The sequence below is a fragment of the Nocardioides sp. B129/18 genome (assembly GCF_055282735.1).
Genome location: NZ_JBUZJI010000006.1, coordinates 77,689 through 96,485, shown reverse-complemented (window position 1 = coordinate 96,485; position 18,797 = coordinate 77,689). Strand labels below are relative to the sequence as shown.

At 73.6% G+C, this 18,797-nt stretch carries 23 protein-coding genes; 11 read left to right on the top strand and 12 right to left on the bottom strand.

From position 1 onward, the window contains the following. Positions 1-22 precede the first annotated feature (22 nt). Complete coding sequence (locus tag ACZDWJ_RS06440) at positions 23-1,138, bottom strand: fatty acid desaturase family protein (RefSeq protein ID WP_463520106.1); 1,116 nt, start codon at positions 1,136-1,138, stop codon at positions 23-25. A gap of 44 nt (positions 1,139-1,182) precedes the next feature. Next, positions 1,183-2,262, bottom strand: a complete 1,080-nt coding sequence (locus ACZDWJ_RS06435) for a flavin reductase family protein (protein ID WP_463520105.1) — start codon at positions 2,260-2,262, stop codon at positions 1,183-1,185. 182 nt (positions 2,263-2,444) lie between these two features. Here ACZDWJ_RS06435 and ACZDWJ_RS06430 point away from each other — a divergent pair, with 182 nt between their 5' ends. After that, positions 2,445-3,131 (top strand): TetR family transcriptional regulator, encoded by a 687-nt coding sequence (locus ACZDWJ_RS06430; protein ID WP_463520104.1) that lies wholly within the window; start codon positions 2,445-2,447, stop codon positions 3,129-3,131. Positions 3,132-3,239: 108 nt separating this feature from the next. On the opposite strand, the gene ACZDWJ_RS06425 is transcribed toward ACZDWJ_RS06430, so the two are convergent. The 4 genes from ACZDWJ_RS06425 to ACZDWJ_RS06410 form a co-directional block, all read right to left on the bottom strand. After that, positions 3,240-4,721, bottom strand: coding sequence for an MDR family MFS transporter (locus ACZDWJ_RS06425; RefSeq protein WP_463520103.1), 1,482 nt, complete (start codon positions 4,719-4,721; stop codon positions 3,240-3,242). A 162-nt stretch (positions 4,722-4,883) separates the two neighbouring features. Further along, complete coding sequence (locus ACZDWJ_RS06420; protein ID WP_463520102.1) at positions 4,884-5,852, bottom strand: zinc-binding dehydrogenase; 969 nt, start codon at positions 5,850-5,852, stop codon at positions 4,884-4,886. Positions 5,853-5,895: 43 nt separating this feature from the next. Next, positions 5,896-7,104: an NAD(P)-dependent malic enzyme gene (locus tag ACZDWJ_RS06415; RefSeq protein WP_463520101.1), complete on the bottom strand. Its 1,209-nt coding sequence runs from the start codon at positions 7,102-7,104 to the stop codon at positions 5,896-5,898. A 203-nt stretch (positions 7,105-7,307) separates the two neighbouring features. Next, the gene (locus tag ACZDWJ_RS06410; protein ID WP_463520100.1) at positions 7,308-7,727 is read right to left on the bottom strand and encodes a S24 family peptidase; all 420 of its coding nucleotides are present in this window, start codon (positions 7,725-7,727) and stop codon (positions 7,308-7,310) included. 71 nt (positions 7,728-7,798) lie between these two features. On the opposite strand from ACZDWJ_RS06410, the gene sodN reads away from it, so the two are divergent. The 5 genes from sodN (at position 7,799) to ACZDWJ_RS06385 (ending at position 10,436) form a co-directional block, all read left to right on the top strand. Next, complete coding sequence (sodN, locus tag ACZDWJ_RS06405; protein WP_463520099.1) at positions 7,799-8,200, top strand: superoxide dismutase, Ni; 402 nt, start codon at positions 7,799-7,801, stop codon at positions 8,198-8,200. Between the two features lie 129 nt (positions 8,201-8,329). Next, on the top strand, positions 8,330-8,764 hold the full coding sequence (locus tag ACZDWJ_RS06400) for an ATP-binding protein (RefSeq protein WP_463520098.1): 435 nt from the start codon (positions 8,330-8,332) through the stop codon (positions 8,762-8,764). Between the two features lies 1 nt (position 8,765). Beyond that, positions 8,766-9,584: an RNA polymerase sigma factor SigF gene (locus ACZDWJ_RS06395; RefSeq protein ID WP_463520097.1), complete on the top strand. Its 819-nt coding sequence runs from the start codon at positions 8,766-8,768 to the stop codon at positions 9,582-9,584. A gap of 5 nt (positions 9,585-9,589) precedes the next feature. After that, the gene (locus ACZDWJ_RS06390; RefSeq protein WP_463520096.1) at positions 9,590-9,985 is read left to right on the top strand and encodes a hypothetical protein; all 396 of its coding nucleotides are present in this window, start codon (positions 9,590-9,592) and stop codon (positions 9,983-9,985) included. 199 nt (positions 9,986-10,184) lie between these two features. After that, positions 10,185-10,436, top strand: a complete 252-nt coding sequence (locus ACZDWJ_RS06385; RefSeq protein ID WP_298518300.1) for a WhiB family transcriptional regulator — start codon at positions 10,185-10,187, stop codon at positions 10,434-10,436. A 36-nt stretch (positions 10,437-10,472) separates the two neighbouring features. On the opposite strand, the gene ACZDWJ_RS06380 is transcribed toward ACZDWJ_RS06385, so the two are convergent. After that, positions 10,473-11,978, bottom strand: a complete 1,506-nt coding sequence (locus ACZDWJ_RS06380; RefSeq protein ID WP_463520095.1) for a histidine kinase N-terminal domain-containing protein — start codon at positions 11,976-11,978, stop codon at positions 10,473-10,475. 128 nt (positions 11,979-12,106) lie between these two features. On the opposite strand from ACZDWJ_RS06380, the gene ACZDWJ_RS06375 reads away from it, so the two are divergent. The 3 genes from ACZDWJ_RS06375 to ACZDWJ_RS06365 all read left to right on the top strand — a co-directional run bounded on the left by ACZDWJ_RS06375 (position 12,107) and on the right by ACZDWJ_RS06365 (position 13,677). Further along, on the top strand, positions 12,107-12,955 hold the full coding sequence (locus tag ACZDWJ_RS06375; RefSeq protein WP_463520094.1) for a DUF2785 domain-containing protein: 849 nt from the start codon (positions 12,107-12,109) through the stop codon (positions 12,953-12,955). Beyond that, positions 12,952-13,479: a GNAT family N-acetyltransferase gene (locus ACZDWJ_RS06370; protein ID WP_463520093.1), complete on the top strand. Its 528-nt coding sequence runs from the start codon at positions 12,952-12,954 to the stop codon at positions 13,477-13,479. The genes ACZDWJ_RS06375 and ACZDWJ_RS06370 overlap by 4 nt, the downstream gene beginning before the upstream one ends. Before the next feature lie 123 nt (positions 13,480-13,602). Further along, positions 13,603-13,677, top strand: a complete 75-nt coding sequence (locus ACZDWJ_RS06365) for a 50S ribosomal protein bL37 (RefSeq protein ID WP_369759046.1) — start codon at positions 13,603-13,605, stop codon at positions 13,675-13,677. A gap of 2 nt (positions 13,678-13,679) precedes the next feature. On the opposite strand, the gene ACZDWJ_RS06360 is transcribed toward ACZDWJ_RS06365, so the two are convergent. The 5 genes from ACZDWJ_RS06360 to ACZDWJ_RS06340 all read right to left on the bottom strand — a co-directional run bounded on the left by ACZDWJ_RS06360 (position 13,680) and on the right by ACZDWJ_RS06340 (position 17,315). Then, complete coding sequence (locus ACZDWJ_RS06360) at positions 13,680-14,738, bottom strand: acyltransferase family protein (RefSeq protein ID WP_463520092.1); 1,059 nt, start codon at positions 14,736-14,738, stop codon at positions 13,680-13,682. A gap of 36 nt (positions 14,739-14,774) precedes the next feature. Further along, a complete protein-coding gene (gene rsrA / locus ACZDWJ_RS06355; protein ID WP_463520091.1) occupies positions 14,775-15,056 on the bottom strand; it encodes a mycothiol system anti-sigma-R factor in 282 nt (93 codons plus the stop codon). Next, a complete protein-coding gene (locus ACZDWJ_RS06350) occupies positions 15,056-15,706 on the bottom strand; it encodes a sigma-70 family RNA polymerase sigma factor (protein WP_463520090.1) in 651 nt (216 codons plus the stop codon). The genes rsrA and ACZDWJ_RS06350 overlap by 1 nt, the downstream gene beginning before the upstream one ends. A gap of 173 nt (positions 15,707-15,879) precedes the next feature. Continuing rightward, positions 15,880-16,530: an alpha/beta hydrolase family protein gene (locus tag ACZDWJ_RS06345; RefSeq protein WP_463520089.1), complete on the bottom strand. Its 651-nt coding sequence runs from the start codon at positions 16,528-16,530 to the stop codon at positions 15,880-15,882. Beyond that, positions 16,527-17,315 (bottom strand): SOS response-associated peptidase, encoded by a 789-nt coding sequence (locus ACZDWJ_RS06340; protein ID WP_463520088.1) that lies wholly within the window; start codon positions 17,313-17,315, stop codon positions 16,527-16,529. The genes ACZDWJ_RS06345 and ACZDWJ_RS06340 overlap by 4 nt, the downstream gene beginning before the upstream one ends. Positions 17,316-17,428: 113 nt before the next feature. Between ACZDWJ_RS06340 and ACZDWJ_RS06335 the strand changes: the two genes are divergently transcribed. Together ACZDWJ_RS06335 and ACZDWJ_RS06330 are read left to right on the top strand one after the other, a co-directional pair. Further along, a complete protein-coding gene (locus ACZDWJ_RS06335; RefSeq protein ID WP_463520087.1) occupies positions 17,429-18,196 on the top strand; it encodes a hypothetical protein in 768 nt (255 codons plus the stop codon). A gap of 40 nt (positions 18,197-18,236) precedes the next feature. After that, the gene (locus ACZDWJ_RS06330) at positions 18,237-18,761 is read left to right on the top strand and encodes a DoxX family protein (RefSeq protein ID WP_463520086.1); all 525 of its coding nucleotides are present in this window, start codon (positions 18,237-18,239) and stop codon (positions 18,759-18,761) included. Positions 18,762-18,797 lie beyond the last annotated feature (36 nt).

The following is an 18,797-nucleotide window of genomic DNA, read 5'->3' as shown; positions in this document are numbered from 1 at the left end:
CCGACCGGCGCCTGCCGCGAGATCAGGCGGCGGAGGTGGCCTCCTCGCGCACGGGCGCGTCCGCGGCGGTCGGGGCGGCGTCGGGACGCCGGCGGTCGGGCAGCGCGAGGCGGAAGATCTTCTTCGCGACGCTGCCGAGCTGACGGCGCAGCGGGCCGGTGTTGTAGGTCAGGCCGTAGCGCTCGCAGATCTCGCGGACCTCGACGGCGATCTCCGGGTAGCGGCGCGCCGGGAGGTCGGGGAAGAGGTGGTGCTCGATCTGGTGGGAGAGGTTGCCCGACATCACGTGCATCAGACGGCTGCCGGTGATGTTGGCCGAGCCGAGCAGCTGGCGGTAGTACCAGTGGCCCCGGGTCTCGTTCTCGCACTCCTCCTGGGAGAAGGTCGCGACGCCGGCCGGGAAGTGGCCGCAGAAGATGATGTTGAAGGCCCAGACGTTGCGCACCAGGTTGGCGACCGCGTTGCCCGCGAGCGTCGCCGGGAACAGCGGGCCGGTGAGCGCCGGGAAGAGCAGGTAGTCCTTGAGCGCCTGGCGCTTGACCTTGCGCATGATGCCGGCGTGGAGGGCCTTGTTCTCCTCGAGGCGGCGCGTGCCGTTGACGATGTTCTCGACCTCGAGGTCGTGCATCGCCACGCCCCACTCGAAGAAGACCATGAGCAGGAACGCGTACACCGGGTTGCCCAGGTAGTACGGGTGCCACTTCTGGTCCTCGTCCATGCGCAGGATGCCGTAGCCGAGGTCGCGGTCCTTGCCCAGGATGTTGGTGTAGGTGTGGTGGATGTAGTTGTGGCTGTTCTTCCACTGCTCGCTGGGGCAGACGTTGTCCCACTCGTACATGCGCGAGTTCAGGCCGGGGTCGCCCATCCAGTCGTACTGGCCGTGCATGACGTTGTGGCCGATCTCCATGTTGTCGAGGATCTTCGACACCGAGAGGGCCGCGACGGCCAGCGGCCAGGCCGGGGGCAGGTAGAACAGCGCGCGACCGGCGACCTCGAAGCCGCGCTGGTACTTCACGACGTTGCGGATGTAGGCCGCGTCCTCCTCGCCGAGGTCGGCGAGGATGCGCTGGCGGATGGCGTCCATCTCGGCGCCGAAGGCCTCGATCTGCTCGGGGGTCAGGGTGCGGGTGGTGCTCATGGCGTTCTCCTCGTGCGGTCGGGAACGAAGGATGAGGAACAGGATCAGAGGTCGACGACGCAGTCGCCGACGGGCGAGGAGACGCACACGCGGATCTCCTCGTCGGGGAGGGAGGAGGTCTCACCGGTCAGCACGTTGCGGACGGTGCCCTCGCTCTTGGTCGCGGTGCAGGAGAAGCAGATGCCCATGCGGCAGCCGAACTCGGGCTTGAGGCCGAGCGCCTCGGCCTGCTCGAGCAGCGTGGCGCCGGTGTTCTCGCCCTGCACGCCGCTGCGGCTGAAGGCCACCTCGCCCTCGGCGGTGTCGCCGGTGGCCACGCGCGGCGGCTTGAACCACTCGATGCGCAGCTCCTCGGAGTCGGCATAGGCGCCCTGCACGGCCTCGATGAGCGGGGCCGGGCCGCACGCCCAGGTCGGCAGGTCCTGCCAGCCGGGCACGTGGAGCTCCAGCCACGCCGGCGAGAGGGCCGGGTCGCCGAGCTCGGGGTGCAGCAGGTGGACGTCGGTGCCGAAGCCGGAGCGACGGATCTCCTCGAGCTCCTCGGCGAAGATCTGGTGGTCCGGGCTCTGGGCGTAGTGGATGAAGGTGATGCGGCCGCGGTGGGTGCGACGGTGCAGCGAGCGCATCATCGACATGACCGGGGTGATGCCGGAGCCGCCGGAGATGAACACGACGTGCTCGGGCACGCGGTCGGGCAGCACGAACTCGCCCTGCGCCTGCGAGAGGTGCAGGATCGTGCCGGGCCGGGCGTGCTCGACGAGCCACTGGGAGACGACGCCGTCGGGGTTGGCGCGCATCGTGATCTCGAACCGCTCGCCGGGACGGGAGTCGTTGCTGGAGATGGTGAAGACGCGGGTGGTGCGGCGGGCACCGGCCACCTCGACGCCGACCTGCACATGCTGGCCGGCGCGGTGGCCGCGCCAGGTCGAGGTGGGCTGCAGCGTGAGGGTCGCGACCGGCGGGTGGCCGGGCACGTCGACCTCGCGTCGCACGTCGACGACGCGGGCGCGGACCTCCTCGGCGGCCCACATCGGGTTGACCAGCTCGAGGTAGCGGTCGACGCCGTGGGGCGAGGTGAGGGCGGCGACCGCCCGGGAGCGCAGCAGGGAGCTGGCGATGCTCATGACCCCTCCGGAATCAGTGGACGACTGTACTCCGAAATCATCGCGGGGTGAGGCGGGCAGGGTCAAGGCGTGATCGGGTGACTGTGCACACATGTGCTCCCGATCGCACCCGCCGACCCGCTGTGCGGCGTCGGACGCCGCCACCGGACCGCGCCGGCGCCGCGGTGCGTAGACTCCGCCGCGTGAGCCAGCCGGAGAGTCGCGTGCCCGCTGCGGCGGGCGGCGACGCCGCCCGGGTCGAGACCCGCGGGGAGCGCAAGGAGCGCACCCGCCGCGCCATCCTCGACGCCGCCCTCGGCCTCTCCGGGGAGAGCAGCCTCGTCGCGCTCTCGCTGCGCCAGGTGGCCAAGGAGGTCGGCATCGTCCCGACCGGCTTCTACCGGCACTTCGACTCCCTGGAGTCCCTCGGCCTGGCCCTGGTCGATGAGTCCTTCGCCTCGCTGCGCGCGATGCTGCGCGACGTCCGGCAGGTCGACGCCGCGGCGATCGAGCGTCCGCTGGCGGCGATCGTCGACCGCTCGGTCACGATCCTCGCCGAGCACGTCCAGCAGCAGCACCAGCACTTCCTCTTCATCGCCCGCGAGCGCGCGGCCGGTCCCCCGGCGGTCAAGGACGCGATCCGCCACGAGATCGACCTGTGCGAGCGCGAGCTCGCCGCCGACCTCGCCCGGCTGCCCGGCACCGCCGAGTGGTCGGCAGGCGACCTCCACACCCTGGCGAACCTCATCGTGCTGGCGATGGTCGCCACCGCCGAGTCCCTCATCGCGGCCGGCGGCGACGAGCGCGCCCGCGAGCGGCTGTGCGCCACCGCCCGCACCCAGCTGCGGATGGTCATCATCGGCGCGCTCCAGTGGCGCTCGCAGGGCTGACCCTCCGGTCACGGCACGCCCCGCACCCCGGCACGACGCACGACGACCCGGACGCGAGGCGTCCGGGTCGTCCTGGGTGAGGCGTGGGGCCTCGGTCCTGAGGGCCCCTCAGTGCGCGGCCGGCGCACCCTCGGCGGCTGCGACCCGCGCGGGCAGCAGCGCCGCCAGGGCGACGACGAGCACCGCGGCCACCGCGCCGGCGAGGAAGGCCCAGCGCAGGCCGCCGACGAAGGCGTCGAGCTGCGCGACGCCGTCGGCGACCAGCTGGCGGGTGCGGAGGTCGGCGATGACGACGACCGCCGCCGTGCCGACGGCCCCGGCCACCTGCTGGATCGTGCCGAGGATCGAGCTGCCGTGCGGGTACAGGTGCGGCGGCAGCGCGCCGAGGCCGAGGGTGAAGACGGGTGTGAACACGAACGCCAGCCCCATCATCATCACGACGTGGGCACCGAGCAGCACGACGTACGGCGTGCTGGTGCCGATCTGCGAGAGCACGCCGAGCCCGACGAGGATCGCCACCGCGCCCGGGATCACCAGGGGGCGCGAGCCGACCCGGTCGTACCAGCCGCCGACCCGCGGGCCGAGCAGGCCCATCGCCAGACCGCCGGGCATCACCAGCAGGCCGGTGCGCAGCGCGGAGAGCTCGCGGGCCTCCTGGAGGTAGAGCGGCAGCAGGATCATCGCGCCGAGCATGGCCATGAAGCCCACCGACATCACCAGCAGCGAGATCACGTAGGTGCGGTGGGTGAGGGTGCGCAGGTCCAGCAGCGGGGTGCCCTCGCGCTGCAGCAGGAGCTGACGCCAGACGAACGCGCCGACGAGCAGCGCACCGGCGAGGCCGGCGACGGTCGGCACGGCCACGCTGTCGCCGCCGATCTCGCTGAGCCCGTAGACGAGCGCCGCGAAGCCGGTGCCGGCCAGCGAGACGCTCAGCCAGTCGACCGCGCCGGCGGTGGGCTCGCCGATGTCGGGCAGCTGGCGCAGGCCGAGGATCGCGACCAGGGCCGCGATCGGCAGCACGAGCAGGAAGATCAGGCGCCACGAGCCGAGGCCCAGGACGATGCCGGAGACCGCCGGCCCCATCGCCGGGGCCACCGACATGGCCAGGGTGACGTTGCCCATGACGCGCCCCCGCTCGGCGGCCGGGACGACCGTCATCAGGGTGGTCATCAGCAGCGGCATCATCACCGCGGTGCCCGCGGCCTGCACCATCCGGCCCACGAGCAGCACCTCGAAGACCGGGGCGGCCGCGCACAGCGCGGTGCCGGCGCAGAACACGGCCATGGCCAGGCCGTAGGCCTGGCGGGTCGTGACGCGCTGGAGGAACCAGCCGGTGATCGGGATGACCGCGGCCATCGTCAGCAGGAAGATCGTGGTGAGCCACTGGGCGGCGCGCGTGGAGACCTCGAAGTCGGTCATGAGACGCGGGATCGCGTTGCCCATGATCGTCTCGTTGAGGATCACCACGAAGGTGGCGGCCACCAGGAGCTTGATCACCAGCGGCGTGCGACCGGTGACGGCGGTGGCCTCGCCGAGAGCGCGGGCGGGGCCGTCCTCGGCGGGCAGGGCCTGATCGACGGGCGTGGTCATGCGGAGTCCTTCGGTCGTGCGTGGCGGCGGACGCGGGAGTCGCGTCGGGGAGGCAGACCCCCAGGCGCGGCGGAACTCATCGTCGAGCCACCGGCGTCGCCTAAGGAAGTCTCTCAGCAAGCACCGACGGGCTCCATCGAATTCCCGCGATCGCGCGTGACCTCAGCGCGTGAAGACGATCTTGCCGAAGACGTCGCCCTCGGCCATCGCCGCGAAGCCGGTGGCAGCGTCGGTCATCGGCAGCGTGCGGTCGATCAGCGGCCGCGCGCCGGTGGCGTCGAGGAGGCTCACCAGCGAGGCCAGCTCGCCGCGGGTGCCCATGGTCGAGCCGACCACGCTCAGCTGCAGGAAGAAGATGCGCGTGAGCTCGGCGTCGTCGAGCTTCGGGCCCGAGGTCGTGCCGGAGATGACGATGGCGCCACCGGGACGCAGCGAGCGCACCGAGTGCGACCACGTGGCCCGACCGACGGTCTCCATGACGGCGTCGACCTTCACCGGCAGGCGGGCGCCGGACTCGAAGACCTCGTGCGCGCCGATCTCGAGGGCGCGGGCGCGCTTGGCCTCGTCGCGGCTGGTGGCCAGCACCTTCAGGCCGGCCGCGCGGGCCAGGATGATGCAGGCGGTGGCGACGCCGCCGCCGGCGCCCTGCACCAGCACGGTGTCGCCGGCCTTGAGGCCGCCGCGGGTGAAGAGCATCCGGTACGCGGTGAGCCAGGCCGTGGGCAGGCAGGCCGCCTCCTCGAAGGACATCGAGGCCGGCTTGGGCACCACGTTGGCGCGCGGGACGACCACCCGGTCGGCGAAGGTGCCCTGGTGGCGCTCGGAGAGCAGCGAGCGCTTCGGGTCGAGGGTCTCATCGCCCGTCCACGCGGGGTCGGAGACGACCGCGTGGACGACGACCTCGTTGCCGTCCTCGTCGAGCCCGGCCGCGTCGCAGCCGAGGATCATCGGCAGCTGCTCCTCGCGCAGGCCGACCCCGCGCAGCGACCAGACGTCGTGATGGTTCAGCGAGGCGGCCTTGACCGTGACCGTCGTCCAGCCGTCGGGGGCGACGGGGTCGGGCCGCTCCCCCACGCGCAGCGCGGACAGCGGGTCGTCGGAGGAGAAGGTGTCGGCGTAGACGGCGAACATGGCTCGACGGTAGCCCTTCGTCGGAGGCGGGGCGGAGGAGCGGTCAGCGGCGCGCGACGCCGTCGCGGCGCGCGGCCTCGGCGACGGCGGCGGCCACGGCCGGACCGACGCGGGGGTCGAACGGCGACGGGATCACGTAGGCCTCGGAGAGCTCCGCGCCGACGAGCTCGGCCAGCGCCTCGGCCGCCGCGAGCTTCATGCCCTCGGTGATCGCGGTGGCGCGGGCGTCGAAGGCGCCGCGGAAGATGCCGGGGAAGGCCAGCACGTTGTTGATCTGGTTCGGGAAGTCCGAGCGTCCGGTGGCCACGACCCGCGCGTAGCGGTGGGCGACCTCGGGGTGGACCTCGGGGGTCGGGTTGGCCATCGCGAAGATGATCGCCTCGGGCGCCATCCGGGCGACGTCCTCCTCGGGGACGGTGCCGCCGGAGACGCCCAGGTAGACGTCGGCGCCGTCGAGGGCCTCCGAGAGCGTGCCGGTGCGGCCGGTCTTGTCGGCGGTCATCTCGGCGAGCGCGCGCTTGACCGGCGTGAGGTCGGTGCGGCTGGAGTGGACGATGCCCTTGCGGTCGGTGACGGCGAGGTCGGTGATGCCGGCCTCGAGCAGGATCTTGGCGATCGCGACGCCGGCGGCGCCCGCGCCGGAGATGACGACGCGGGTCTCGCCGGGCGTGCGGCCGGTCAGCTGCAGCGCGTTCTTCAGCGCCGCGAGCGCGACGACGGCGGTGCCGTGCTGGTCGTCGTGGAAGACGGGGATGTCGAGGAGCTCCTTGAGCCGGTCCTCGATCTCGAAGCAGCGCGGCGCGGAGATGTCCTCGAGGTTGATGCCGCCGAAGCTGGGCGCGAGACGGACGACCGTCTCGATGATCTCCTCGGTGTCGGTGGTGTCCAGGCAGATCGGGACGCCGTCGACGCCGCCGAACTGCTTGAACAGGACGGCCTTGCCCTCCATGACCGGCATGGCCGCGGCGGGGCCGATGTCGCCGAGGCCGAGGACGGCGGTGCCGTCGGTGACGACGGCGACGGTGTTGGGCACCCAGGTGTAGCTCTGCGTGAGCGTGGGATCGGCCGCGATCGCCTCGCAGACCAGCGCGACGCCGGGGGTGTAGGCCAGCGACAGGTCGTCCTTGTCGACGATCGGCGCCGTCGCCGCGACCTCGAGCTTGCCCCCGAGGTGGAGGTCGAAGACCGGGTCGCCGGCGTGCGGGTGCTCGGGCGCGGCGGGCGTCAGGTTGGTCGGGACGGACTGGGTCATGGGTGTCTCTCCATCGAGGCGGCGCAGGACGGGCGTCACGGTGGGGTGGTGTCGCGCAGTGGATTCGGCGTCCCGGCTCGACGCGGCGCTGGTGGGCCGCGGAGCCCGGAGTCATGCGGGTCGTGCAGGCGTCGTGCCGGGTGTGCTCCGCAGTCTGGCACAGCGGACGGGGGCCGCCGGGCCGAGTCCGGGGATGGGAAGGATCACATCCAGCGGTGACGTCGCACCGGATTCCGGACGCGCGCGAGGAGCCGCGGGCGCGGACGCAGCCGGGCCAGCACCACGGCGAGCACGGCGTCGTCGGCCACCGGGCCGCGGTGCCGGGAGTCGACGCCGACGTCGGGGTCCTCCGAGAGCAGCCACCAGCCGGGGGCGCCGGAGGCGGTGCTGCGTCGCTCGACGGCCCGCTTCACCGCGATCGTCCCGTCGGGCAGCCGGGCCACGACGATCGCACCCGGCCGGGGCTCGGACCGGTAGGAGACGAGCAGGAGATCGCCGGGATCGAGCAGCGGCCGCATGGACGCCCCCACCACCCGGGCCGTGCCGAGCGCAGCGGTGCGCGGCGACGCGGCGTCGACGGCGGGTCGCAGCGCCCGGGAGGGTGGTCGCTCGCCTCGTCGCACCCGAGTAGTGTCCCCGACGTGGAGGGCCGCCCTCCCACCCCGCACTCACCAGCCCACGAGAGGACTGACGCATGTTCGCGCGACTGCTCGCCCCCAGGATCGACGTCTCCGCCCACTGCGACCTGCCCTGCGGCGTCTACGACCCGGCCCAGGCGCGCATCGAGGCCGAGTCGATCAAGGCCGTCATCGCCAAGGTCGCCGACTCCGACGACCCCGACTTCCGCACCCGGGCCGTCCTGATCAAGGAGCAGCGCTCCGAGCTGGTCAAGCACCACCTGTGGGTGCTGTGGACCGACTACTTCAAGGCGCCGCACTTCGAGAAGTACCCGCAGCTGCACACGCTGTTCAACGAGGCCACGAAGCTCGCCGGCGCCGCCGGCACCAAGGGCACCCTCGACGCCTCGGTCGCCGACCAGCTGCTGGCGAAGATCGACGAGATCGCGGAGATCTTCTGGGAGACCAAGAAGGCCTGAGCCTCGCGGCTTCCGCCTCCGGGCCCCGTGGATCGGCCCTCGCGCCGGTCCACGGGGTCTGCTCCACCTCCGCACCACGCCCGCATCACCTCCGCACCACCCGATCCGCCACGACTTCCCGGAGGTCCCGTGACCGAGTCCCCCGCCGTGCCGGCCGCCACCGCGCCGGCCGCAGCGAGCACCCGCGCCGACGTCGAGGTGCGCGTGCCCGCCGACGGCGCCTACGTCTCGGTCCTGCGCACCACCACCGCCGGCCTGGCCGCACGACTCGACTTCACGCTCGACGACGTGGAGGACCTCCGCATCGCCGTCGGCGAGGCGTGCGCCGTCGTCCTGCCCGAGGCTCGCCCCGACGGCGACCTCACCGCCGAGTTCTGGCTCGAGCCGCACCGGATCCGCATCGTGGTCAGCGCGCTCACCGACCACGTCGTCGAGCCCGACCCCGACAGCTTCGCCTGGCAGGTGCTCACCACGCTCGCCGACGACGCCGCCCTGCGCAGCACGTCCGACCGGTGCTTCCTCACCCTGACCCACGAGGCGACGCCGCTCCAGCCCGGCCGCTGAGATGACCGACCTCGACGCCGAGCCGATCCTCGACTCCGCCGACCAGCGCCGCGCCTCCGTGGAGGAGACCCGCCGCCGGAGCGCGGAGCTGTTCGCGACCCTCCAGGACGAGGAGGGCTCCGCGCCGTCCCGCGAGCAGGCCCGCGACGCGCTGGTGCACCTGCACCTGCCGCTGGTCGAGCACTGCGCCCGCCGGTTCCGCAACCGCGGCGAGCCGTTCGAGGACCTCGTCCAGGTCGGCACGATCGGGCTCATCAAGTCGATCGACCGCTTCGACCTCGAGCGCGGCGTGGAGTTCTCCACCTACGCGACGCCGACGATCATCGGCGAGATCAAGCGCTACTTCCGCGACAAGGGCTGGGCCATCCGGGTGCCGCGGCGGCTCCAGGAGCTGCGCATGCAGATCGGCGCCGCGAGCGCCGAGCTCACCCAGACCCTGGGCCGCTCCCCCACCCCGCGCGAGCTCGCCGACGCGATCGGCTGCAGCGTCGAGGAGATCGTCGAGGGCATCGAGTCCTCCAACGCCTACACCACGCTCTCGCTGGACGCCTCGGACGAGTCCGAGGACGGCGCGGCCAGCATGCTCGACGCGATCGGGATGGAGGACGAGGGCCTCGAGCACGTCGAGATCCGTGAGTCGATCAAGCCGCTGCTGGAGATGCTCGAGCCGCGGGAGAAGCGGATCCTGCTGCTGCGGTTCTTCAAGAACATGACCCAGTCGCAGATCGCCGAGGAGATCGGCGTCTCGCAGATGCACGTCTCCCGACTGCTCAACCGCACCCTCGAGCAGCTGCGCATCTCGCTGCAGCAGCAGGAGTGAGCCCCGTGCCCGATCCCCGAGCCCCCCGCGCCGTCCCGCCGACCCTGCGGCTGGCCGCCGGCGTCGCGGGCCTGCAGGGCCTCACGCTGCTGGCGCTCGCCGTCCTGCAGCTGACCAGCCTCGACGACCGTCGCGTGGGCATGGCCGTCAGCACCGCCGTGTTCTTCACCGTGGTGGGCCTCACCGTGCTGGGCTGCGCCGCCGCGATCCTGCAGGCCCGCGCCTGGGCGCGCGGTCCGATCCTCGTGGCCCAGCTGCTCACGGTGCTCGTCGCGTGGAGCTCGCGCTCCAACGGGCTGGTCGCCGGGGTCCTCCTCCTGGTCGGTCTGGTCGGCATCGGGGCGATGCTCCACCCGGCCAGCATCAGGGCCCTGGAGGACCGCCCGCAGGACGCCTCCTGAGCCGCAGATCCTCCGGTCGCGAGCCTCTTGTGACGCACGAGACCAGCAAGGGCCTTGATCGGGACGGCAAAGATTGGAAGGGTGTCCGAAGCGCCGGGATCCGGTCGTTCTGTCGTGCCTGCATGACTCCGACCCCGCCGCTTGCGCAGACCTTGCCGACCCTGGTCTGCACGTTCGTATCGAAAGAGGGTTCCCCGCCATGGATTGGCGCCACCGCTCCGCGTGTCTCGACGAGGACCCGGAGCTGTTCTTCCCGATCGGCAACACCGGCCCGGCCATCCTCCAGATCGAGGAGGCCAAGCAGGTGTGCCGCCGCTGCGAGGTGCGCGAGCAGTGCCTCCAGTGGGCGCTCGAGGCGGGGCAGGACCACGGCGTCTGGGGCGGCCTCAGCGAGGACGAGCGTCGCGCCCTGAAGCGCCGCAACGCCCGCGCCCGCGTCCGCACCGCCTGAGCCCGACCCCTCGCCGGCAGGCCGGCGGACACCGCACTAGCGCGCGGGGCGGTCCAGCGGGACCACGACCCCCGCGCGCGTGCCGCCGGCGGCGTCGGCCCCCAGGGTGAGACGACCGCCGAGCTCGGACTCCACCAGCGTGCGGACGATCGAGAGCCCCAGGTTCGTCGAGCGCTCGAGGTCGAAGCCCGGGGGCAGCCCACGGCCGTCGTCGACGATCTCCACGATGAGCTCGACCTCGCTGCGCCGCACCTGCACCGCGATGGTCCCGACGACGTCGTCGGCCGGCGCCGCGGAGGCGTCGTCGAGCTCGGCGTAGCCGTGCTCGACGGCGTTCTGGAGCAGCTCGGTGAGCACCATCGCCACCGGCGTCGCGATCTCGGAGGCCAGCAGCCCGAAGTCGCCGGAGCGGCGCACCCGCACGCGGGCGCCCACGGCGCTGACCTCGCCGACCATCGAGGTCAGGCGGTCGGCGATCTCGTCGAAGTCGACGCTGCCCTCGCCGGCCTGGCTCAGGGTCTCGTGGACGATCGCGATCGAGCCGACGCGTCGCACGGCCTCCTCCAGCGCCGCCTTGGCGTCGGGTGAGTCGATGCGGCGCGCCTGCAGGCGCAGCAGCGCGGCCACGGTCTGGAGGTTGTTCTTCACGCGGTGGTGGATCTCGCGGATCGTGGCGTCCTTGGTGATCAGCTCGCGGTCGCGACGCCGCAGCTCGGTGACGTCGCGCACCAGCACCAGCGCGCCGATGTGCTCGCCCTGGGGACGCAGCGGGATCGAGCGCGCGATGAGCGCGACGCCCTCGGTGGCCAGCTCGAGGTCGCGGTGCGCGCGTCCGCCCATGACCGCGCTCAGGGTCTCCTCGTCGGGGCGCCGTCGCGGCGGCACGACCTCGCGGGTGACGTCGGCGAGCAGATGGCCGGCGAGGTCGCCGTTGCGGCCCAGGCGGCGGAAGACCGAGAGCGCGTTCGGACTGGCGTAGGAGACCCGGCCCCCGGCGTCCACCCGCAGGAAGCCGTCGCCCACCCGCGGGGTGTCCGCGTGGTCGCTGCGCTGGCCCGAGCCCGGGAAGTGGCCGTTGCTGATCATCTGGGTCAGGTCCGAGGCGGTCTGCAGGTAGGCCAGCTCTAGTCGGCTGGGAGTGCGCACGCCCAGCAGGTTGGTGTTGCGCGCCAGCACCGCGATCACCCGCCCCGCGCGCCGCACCGGGATGGTCTCCACGCGCACCGGCACGTCCTCGCGCCACTCCGGGTCGCCCTCGCGCACCAGCCGGCCGTGCGCGTAGGCCTCGTCGAGCAGCGGCCGCCGCCCGCGGGGCATGAAGGTGCCGATGACGTCGTCGACGTAGGCGGTGGGCCCGGTGGTGGGGCGCATCTGGCCGACGGCCCAGAAGCCCTTGCCGTCGCGGTCGGGCACCCAGAGCACGAGGTCGGCGAAGGAGAGGTCCGCCACGATCTGCCAGTCGGCCATGAGCAGCTGCAGCCAGGCGACGTCGGCGTCGTCGAGATCGGTGTGGCTGCGTGTCAGCTCGGTCAACGACGGCACGGCGCGAGCCTACGACCTGACGACGGGTGCCCGCGGGGGCACGACGCACCGTGGGCACCGGCGGGAGGTGTCCGGAAGGGGATGGCCCGGGGTGCGGACGCCGGGGCGCGTTTGGCAGGATGCTCCTCATGTCCGGGGCCTATTGGAGACAGGTGCACGCCGCTGGCCTCGCCGTCCCGACGGACCGCCCGCTCGACGATCTGACCGCCGAGCTCACCCAGATGCTCGGCGCCACCGACCCCGAGATCCGCGACGGGATGGCCTACCCGACCCTGGCCACCTGGGTCGACCGCGGCGTCTACGACGACCTCCTGCTCGGCCTCGGCGACGGCATGGCGGCCGGCCTGCGCGTGGGCGTCGGCGAGACCGACACCGACTCGGTGTTCCGGCGCAGCTTCTCCGCGCTGATCCTCGGCGAGTGCATCGCCCGCGACAACGAGCGGCCGCTGGTGCCCGGCGGCAAGGTGCTCGAGTGGGGCGACCGGCTGGCCACCTGGCTGCTGCGCGAGCGCGACGTCCGCGGCTTCGTGCCCGGCAAGGGCTGGGCGCACGCCGTCGCGCACGGCGCCGACGCCCTGGGCACCCTCGCCCAGTCCCCGCACCTCGGCAAGGCCGAGCTCACCGTCCTCCTCGACGTCATCGCCGACCGGCTCGTGCTCCCCGTCGACGCGCTGTTCACCCACGGCGAGCCCGACCGGCTGGCCGCGGCCACGATCCAGATCCTCCGGCGCGGGACGGTGCCGTCCTCGGTGCTCGAGCCGTGGATCAACCGGGTCGGCGCCGCCGCCGCGATGCGCGCGGCCTTCGTCGACTCCGATCCCTTCCTGACCGGCGGGAACGCCCAGGCCTTCCTGCGGGCGCTGCACCTGCAGCTCGCGCTGGGGCCGCGTCCGCCGGCCAACCGGGCCGACCTGCTGCTGGTCGTCGTCGAGGCGCTGCGGGCCACGAACGCGCCCTACCTCGCGCCCACCCAGTGACCGGCTCCCCCGACGACCTGCCCGCGAGCAGCCCGGCGATCACCGTCCGGCGGGTCCGCGACGCCGACCACGCGGCCGTGGCCGCCCTCACCCTCGACGCCTACGCGCCCTTCCTCCTCGGGCCCGACGACCCATACCGCGTGAGCCTCGCCGACGTCGCCACCCGCGACCGCGGCGAGGCCGAGGTGTGGGTCGCCGAGCTCGACGGCGCCGTCGTCGGCACCGTGACGATGTGCCCGCCCGGCTCGCCGTGGCGCGAGGCCGGCCACGACGACGAGGGCGAGTTCCGGATGCTGGCGGTCTCCCCCGCCGCACACCGGCGCGGCGTCGGCCGCGCGCTGGCCCAGGCGGTCCTCGAGCGGTTCGACGCCGCGGGCCTGGCCGGCGTGGTGCTCTCCAGCCTGCCCCAGCAGCGCGACGCCCACCGCGTCTACGCGGGCCTGGGCTTCGAGCGCGTGCCCGAGCGCGACCACGAGCCGCACCCCGGCGTGCGGCTGCTGGTGATGCGGCGTCGTCTGCGCTGAGAGCCCGATTGGCGGCGGGCGGCTCCCGTCTGGGAGACTGCCCCTCGGCCCTCCGCCGACCGCTCCCCTCGGGGACGGCCGGCTCGCACGGGGTCGACACCCGATCCGATGGAGGAGCTCACCATGGGCAAGACCGGACGCAAGCGCCGCGCTCGCAAGAAGAAGGGCGCGAACCACGGCAAGCGCCCCAACGCCTGATCTCAGGCGTCCGCCGGCATCTGCCGGCGCACGAACGGACCCCCGGCCCTGCGGCCGGGGGTTCGCGCGTTCCCGGGGGGCGGGAGCCTCAGGAACGGCTGCTCGACCAGCCGCCAGGAGAGCTCGGCGATCACCAGCGAGGCGACGACCAGGCCCAGCGCGGCCGGCCAGTGCCAGCGGCCGTGGACGAGCGGCGCGAGCATCACCAGGAGCGGGTGGTGCCACAGGTAGATCCCGTACGAGCGCAGGCCCAGCCAGGTCAGCCCGGGGACGCGGTCCAGGCGCGGCGCCAGGGCGATCGCCAGCAGCGCCACCGCGGTGGCGGCCCACGGCGCCAGGAGCAGCGTGAGCGGCGCGTGCGGCGTCATCAGGCACAGGCCGACCACCAGCGCGGCCGCCGCGGCGAGCAGGGGCGTCCGGGACCGGCGTCGGGCCACGGTGTGCTCCCCCAGCGTCATCGCCAGCAGCGCGCCCGCCAGGATCGAGGCCGCCCGCGTGTCGGTGCCGGCGTAGACGCGCGCGGGAAGCGCGCCGAGCGCGACCAGGCGCACGGTCTCCACGACGGAGGCGGCGGCGAGGAGCGCGGTGAGCAGCGGCAGCCGACGGCGCCCGCTCCTCACCGAGAGGACGAGCGCGATCACGAGCGGCCAGAGCAGGTAGAACTGCTCCTCCACCGCCAGCGACCAGGTGTGGTGGAGCGCGCCGAGGGTGACGTCCTCGGCGGCGGCCCAGTTGTTGACGAAGAGCAGCGCGCCGATCACCGTCGCCGGCCGCGCGACGGCCCGGTCGCCCACGGCCACCGCCCACAGCGAGCAGACGACGAGCAGCACCACCAGGGCCGGCAGCAGTCGGCGGGCCCGACGACGCCAGAAGGCGCCGAGGTCGATCGGTCCGGCGACGCCCTCGCGCAGCAGCAGGCCGGTGATCAGCCAGCCCGAGAGCACGAAGAAGACCGAGACCCCCACGGTGCCGGCGTCGCCGACGCCGGGCACGCGCAGGTGGTCGAGCACGACGAGCGCGACGGCGACGCCCCGGAGGGCGTCGAGGTCGTCACGTCGCATGTCCTGCTCATCGGCAGGACGGGGGCCGGGGTGAGGTCAGGACTCGCGGATGCGGACCTGGACCTCGCGGATGCGCATGAGCACGCGGTCGCGCACCTCGGCGGGCGCCGGCTCGCTGCAGGAGCGGGCGACGATCTGCTTGACCGTGCGCTGGAGGTCGTACTTCTCCAGGCAGGGGTTGCAGGAGTCGAGGTGGTGCTGGACGGCGGCGCAGTCGGCCTCGTCGAGCTCGTTGTCGAGGAAGTAGACGATGCGCTCGAGGTAGTCGGCGCAGTCGGCGGTGGCCGGCTGGGCGTGCTCGTGGTCGTGGGCGCTCATCAGGCGTCACCCTCCGAGCCGCGGGCCGACAGCGGCAGCAGGTCGTTGGCGCGGGCGTAGTCCTGCAGGAGATCGCGCAGCTGGCGGCGTCCCCGGTGCAGGCGGGACATGACCGTGCCGATCGGCGTCTCCATGATCTCGGCGATCTCCTTGTAGGCGAATCCCTCGACGTCGGCGAGGTAGACCGCGAGGCGGAACTCCTCGGGCAGGCGCTGGAGGGCGTCCTTGACCTGGGAGTCGGGCAGGTGCTCGAGCGCCTCGGTCTCGGCGGACTTCAGGCCCGAGGACGAGTGCGACTCCGCACGCGCGAGCTGCCAGTCCTCGACGTCCTCGGACATCGACTGCTGCGGCTGGCGCTGCTTCTTGCGGTAGCTGTTGATGAAGGTGTTGGTGAGGATCCGGTACAGCCAGGCCTTGAGGTTCGTGCCGGGCTTGAACTGGTGGAAGGAGGAGTAGGCCTTCGCGAAGGTCTCCTGCACGAGGTCCTCGGCGTCCGCGGGGTTGCGGGTCATGCGCATGGCCGCGGAGTAGAGCTGGTCGAGGAAGGGCAGGGCGTCACGCTCGAAGCGCAGCGAGCGCTCGGCGTCGGTCTCGGTGGCCAGGTCGACGGGTGCGTCGAGGGGCGCATCGAGGGCATCGGTGTCGGTCATCGACGCCGAGCCTACGCCGTCACGGGGGTCGCTCGGATCGTTCGCGGGCCTGGTCTGCTCCGGCGCTCGTCCGCGGTCGGCGGAGGCGCCTCCTCCGGTTCGCTCCAGCAGGGTCATCACGGGGGCTAGAACAGGCGCCGTCGCGGTTCTGTTCCCGCGAGGTCAGGCGAGCCTCACCGCGGGAGCCAGGCCAGCACCGCCGTGACGACGGCCGCCAGCGCCTCCTCCTGGCTCACCGGACCGGTGCGCGCCGTGCGCAGGGAGTGGTCGGCGGCCGGCACGACGTGCAGCGAGACGTGGCCCGGGAGCGGGTCGGGCAGCTCCTCGGGACGACCGAACGGATCGCGCTCGCCCTGCACGACCAGCGCGGGGACGGCGGCGTCGAGCAGCTCGGGCAGGCGGGAGTCCTCGGGCCTGCCGGGCGGGTGCAGCGGGAAGGCCAGGGCCAGGGCGCCGAGGGAGCCGAGCCCGGACGCGCAGCGCAGGGCCGAGCGCGCGCCGGCGGAGCGTCCGCCGACCACCAGCCCGTCGGCGCCGAGATCGAGGCCCGCGAGCGCGGCCGCCGCGGTGCGCAGCCCGACGTCGAGGGTGGGCGGCGCGGTGGCGACCTTGCGTCCGGCCACGCGCCACGGCTGCTCGAGCCGCACCACGGGCACTCCCTGCGCGGGCAGGGCCTGCGCCAGGGCCTGGAGGTCGAGGGTGTCGACGCCGTTGCCCGCGCCGTGGGAGAGCAGCAGGACGGGCCCCGACGGCGCCTCGGCGCGGTCGACGTGCAGCCGGGCCTCGCCCAGCGGGGTGTCGAGCGGGAGGACCTCGGTGCTCATCGGACGACCTCGGCCGCGATCTCGGCGGCGACGTCGTCGGGGAGGCCCTCGAGCGGCAGCGGCTCGGCGAGCTCGGGGCCGTTGTTGCGCACGTTGTTGACCAGCGTCGGCACCGGGAAGGCCTCCAGCGCCCCGGGGGCGGCCGGGCTGAGGAGGTCGAGGAGCTCGGCGCCGGCGCGGCGGGGGTCGAGCCAGGAGGCCCACCGGTCGCGCTCGACCATGAGCGGCATGCGGTCGTGGATGTGGCCGACGGAGTCCTCGGCGGCGGTGGTGATGACCGTGCAGGTCCAGCGGAACCGGGCGGGATCGTCGTCGGCGCGGGTGGGATCGCGCCAGATCTCGTAGAGCCCGGCCATCGCCAGCACGCCGCCGTCGCGGGGCCGGATGAAGAAGGGCTGCTTGACCGGCTTCCCGCCGCGGCCGACCTGGGAGGTGGGGTACCACTCGTAGTAGCCGTCGGCCGGCAGCAGGCAGCGGCGCGCGGCGAAGGCCCGCCGGAAGGCCGGCTTCTCGGCGAGGGTCTCGCTGCGGGCGTTGATCATGCGCGAGCCGATGGAGGGATCCTTGGCCCACGACGGCACCAGCCCCCACGCGAGGGTGCGCAGCTGGCGCTGCGGCTCGGCGTCGCCCTCCCCCGACGGCGGCCGGTCGAGGACGGCGTAGACCTCCTTGGTGGGCGCGACGTTGAAGTCGGCCGGCAGGGTCACGGCGATGCGGGTCTCGAGCACGTCGAACTCCTCGACGAGGTCCTCGGGACGTCGGCTGGAGGCGTAGCGACCGCACATGCGCGTCAGCGTAGGCATGCGCGCCGACACCGGCGACCCGACCGGTCCGGACCAGCGCGCGTCGCGCGGAGAACCTGCTCGCGCTCGCGCCCCGGCTCCGCTGGAATGGGGCCGTGAGCGATCCGGGCGACGACGACGCGCGACGCGGCGTCCTGGCTTGGATCGCCGGACCCGCCGGGCTCCTCGCGCTCCTGCTCGCCGCCGGCCTGGTCGGGGGCGCGGTGGTCGTCCACCAGCTCGCGGACGACGACGCCGCGCCGGGCGCGCGCATCCCCGGCGGCAGCGCTGCGCCGAGCGGACCGCCGACCTCCACCTCGCCGTCGCGACGCCCGTCCTCGACTGCGGGCGGGGACCCCGCCGCACCGGCACTCGGAGCCGACGACCTCCCGACGGAGCCCGGGAGCCCGACCGTCCCGACGAGCACCCTCGGCGAGCCCGTCGACGGCCCCGACGCCACCGACGCCACCGACGCCACCGACGCCACCGACGCCACCGACGGTCCGACGGGCAGTCCGGCGGACCCCGACGAGCCCGAGCCCACCGACCCCGGCAGCCCGAGCCCACCGACCACGCCCCCGACCCTCGGCGTCTCCCACGGGTCCCTGCTCGGCGTGGCCCACACCGTCGTCGTGCAGGTGCGCGGCCTCGGCGAGGGCGGCGTCGTGACCCTCGACGCCTCCACCCCGGCCCCGATGCTCGGCCTGGCTCCGGGCTGCGGCGTGCTCCGGCTGGGGACGGTGACGTGCGCCGTCCGCGCCGACGCCGCCCGCCTCACCCTGCGCGTGATCCCGCCGCCGGGCGGAGGGACGTCCGTGGCGGTGCACGTGACCCGCACCTCCGACGGCGCCGGACGCAGCGCGTCGCTCGTCCTCACCCCCTGAGGGCTACGGGCCCCCGAGCACCCCGCCTAGGTTGGACGACATGTCCCTGAGCCGCCTCGTCGCCCGTCCCCTGCTCGCCAGCACGTTCTTCCTCGGTGCCGCCAACGCGATCAAGAACTCCTCGGCCCTGGCCCCCAAGGCCGCGCCGGTGACCGAGCGCCTGGTGCCGGTCGCCCGGCAGGCCGTCCCGCAGCTGCCGCAGGACCCCGAGACCCTCGTGCGCCTCAACGCCGGCGTCCAGCTGCTGGCCGCCACCGCCTTCGCGTCGGGTCGCTCGCCGCGTCTGGCCGCCGCGGTGCTGGCCTCCTCGCTGCTGCCGACCACCGTCGCGGGCCACCCGTTCTGGGCGGAGGACACCGTCGAGGCGAAGAAGGCCCAGCGCCTGCAGTTCGTCAAGAACCTCTCCATCCTCGGCGGCCTGCTCATCGCCGCCGGCGACACCGACGGCAAGCCGGGCGTCTCCTGGCGCGCGCGCCGGGCCGCCAAGGACGTCCAGCGCGAGACCAAGGTCCTCAAGCGCGCCGCCAAGCAGGAGGCCCGCATCGCCAAGGCCAAGCTGTCCTGAGCTGAGCCGATCCCGGCCCACGACTCCACGACGACG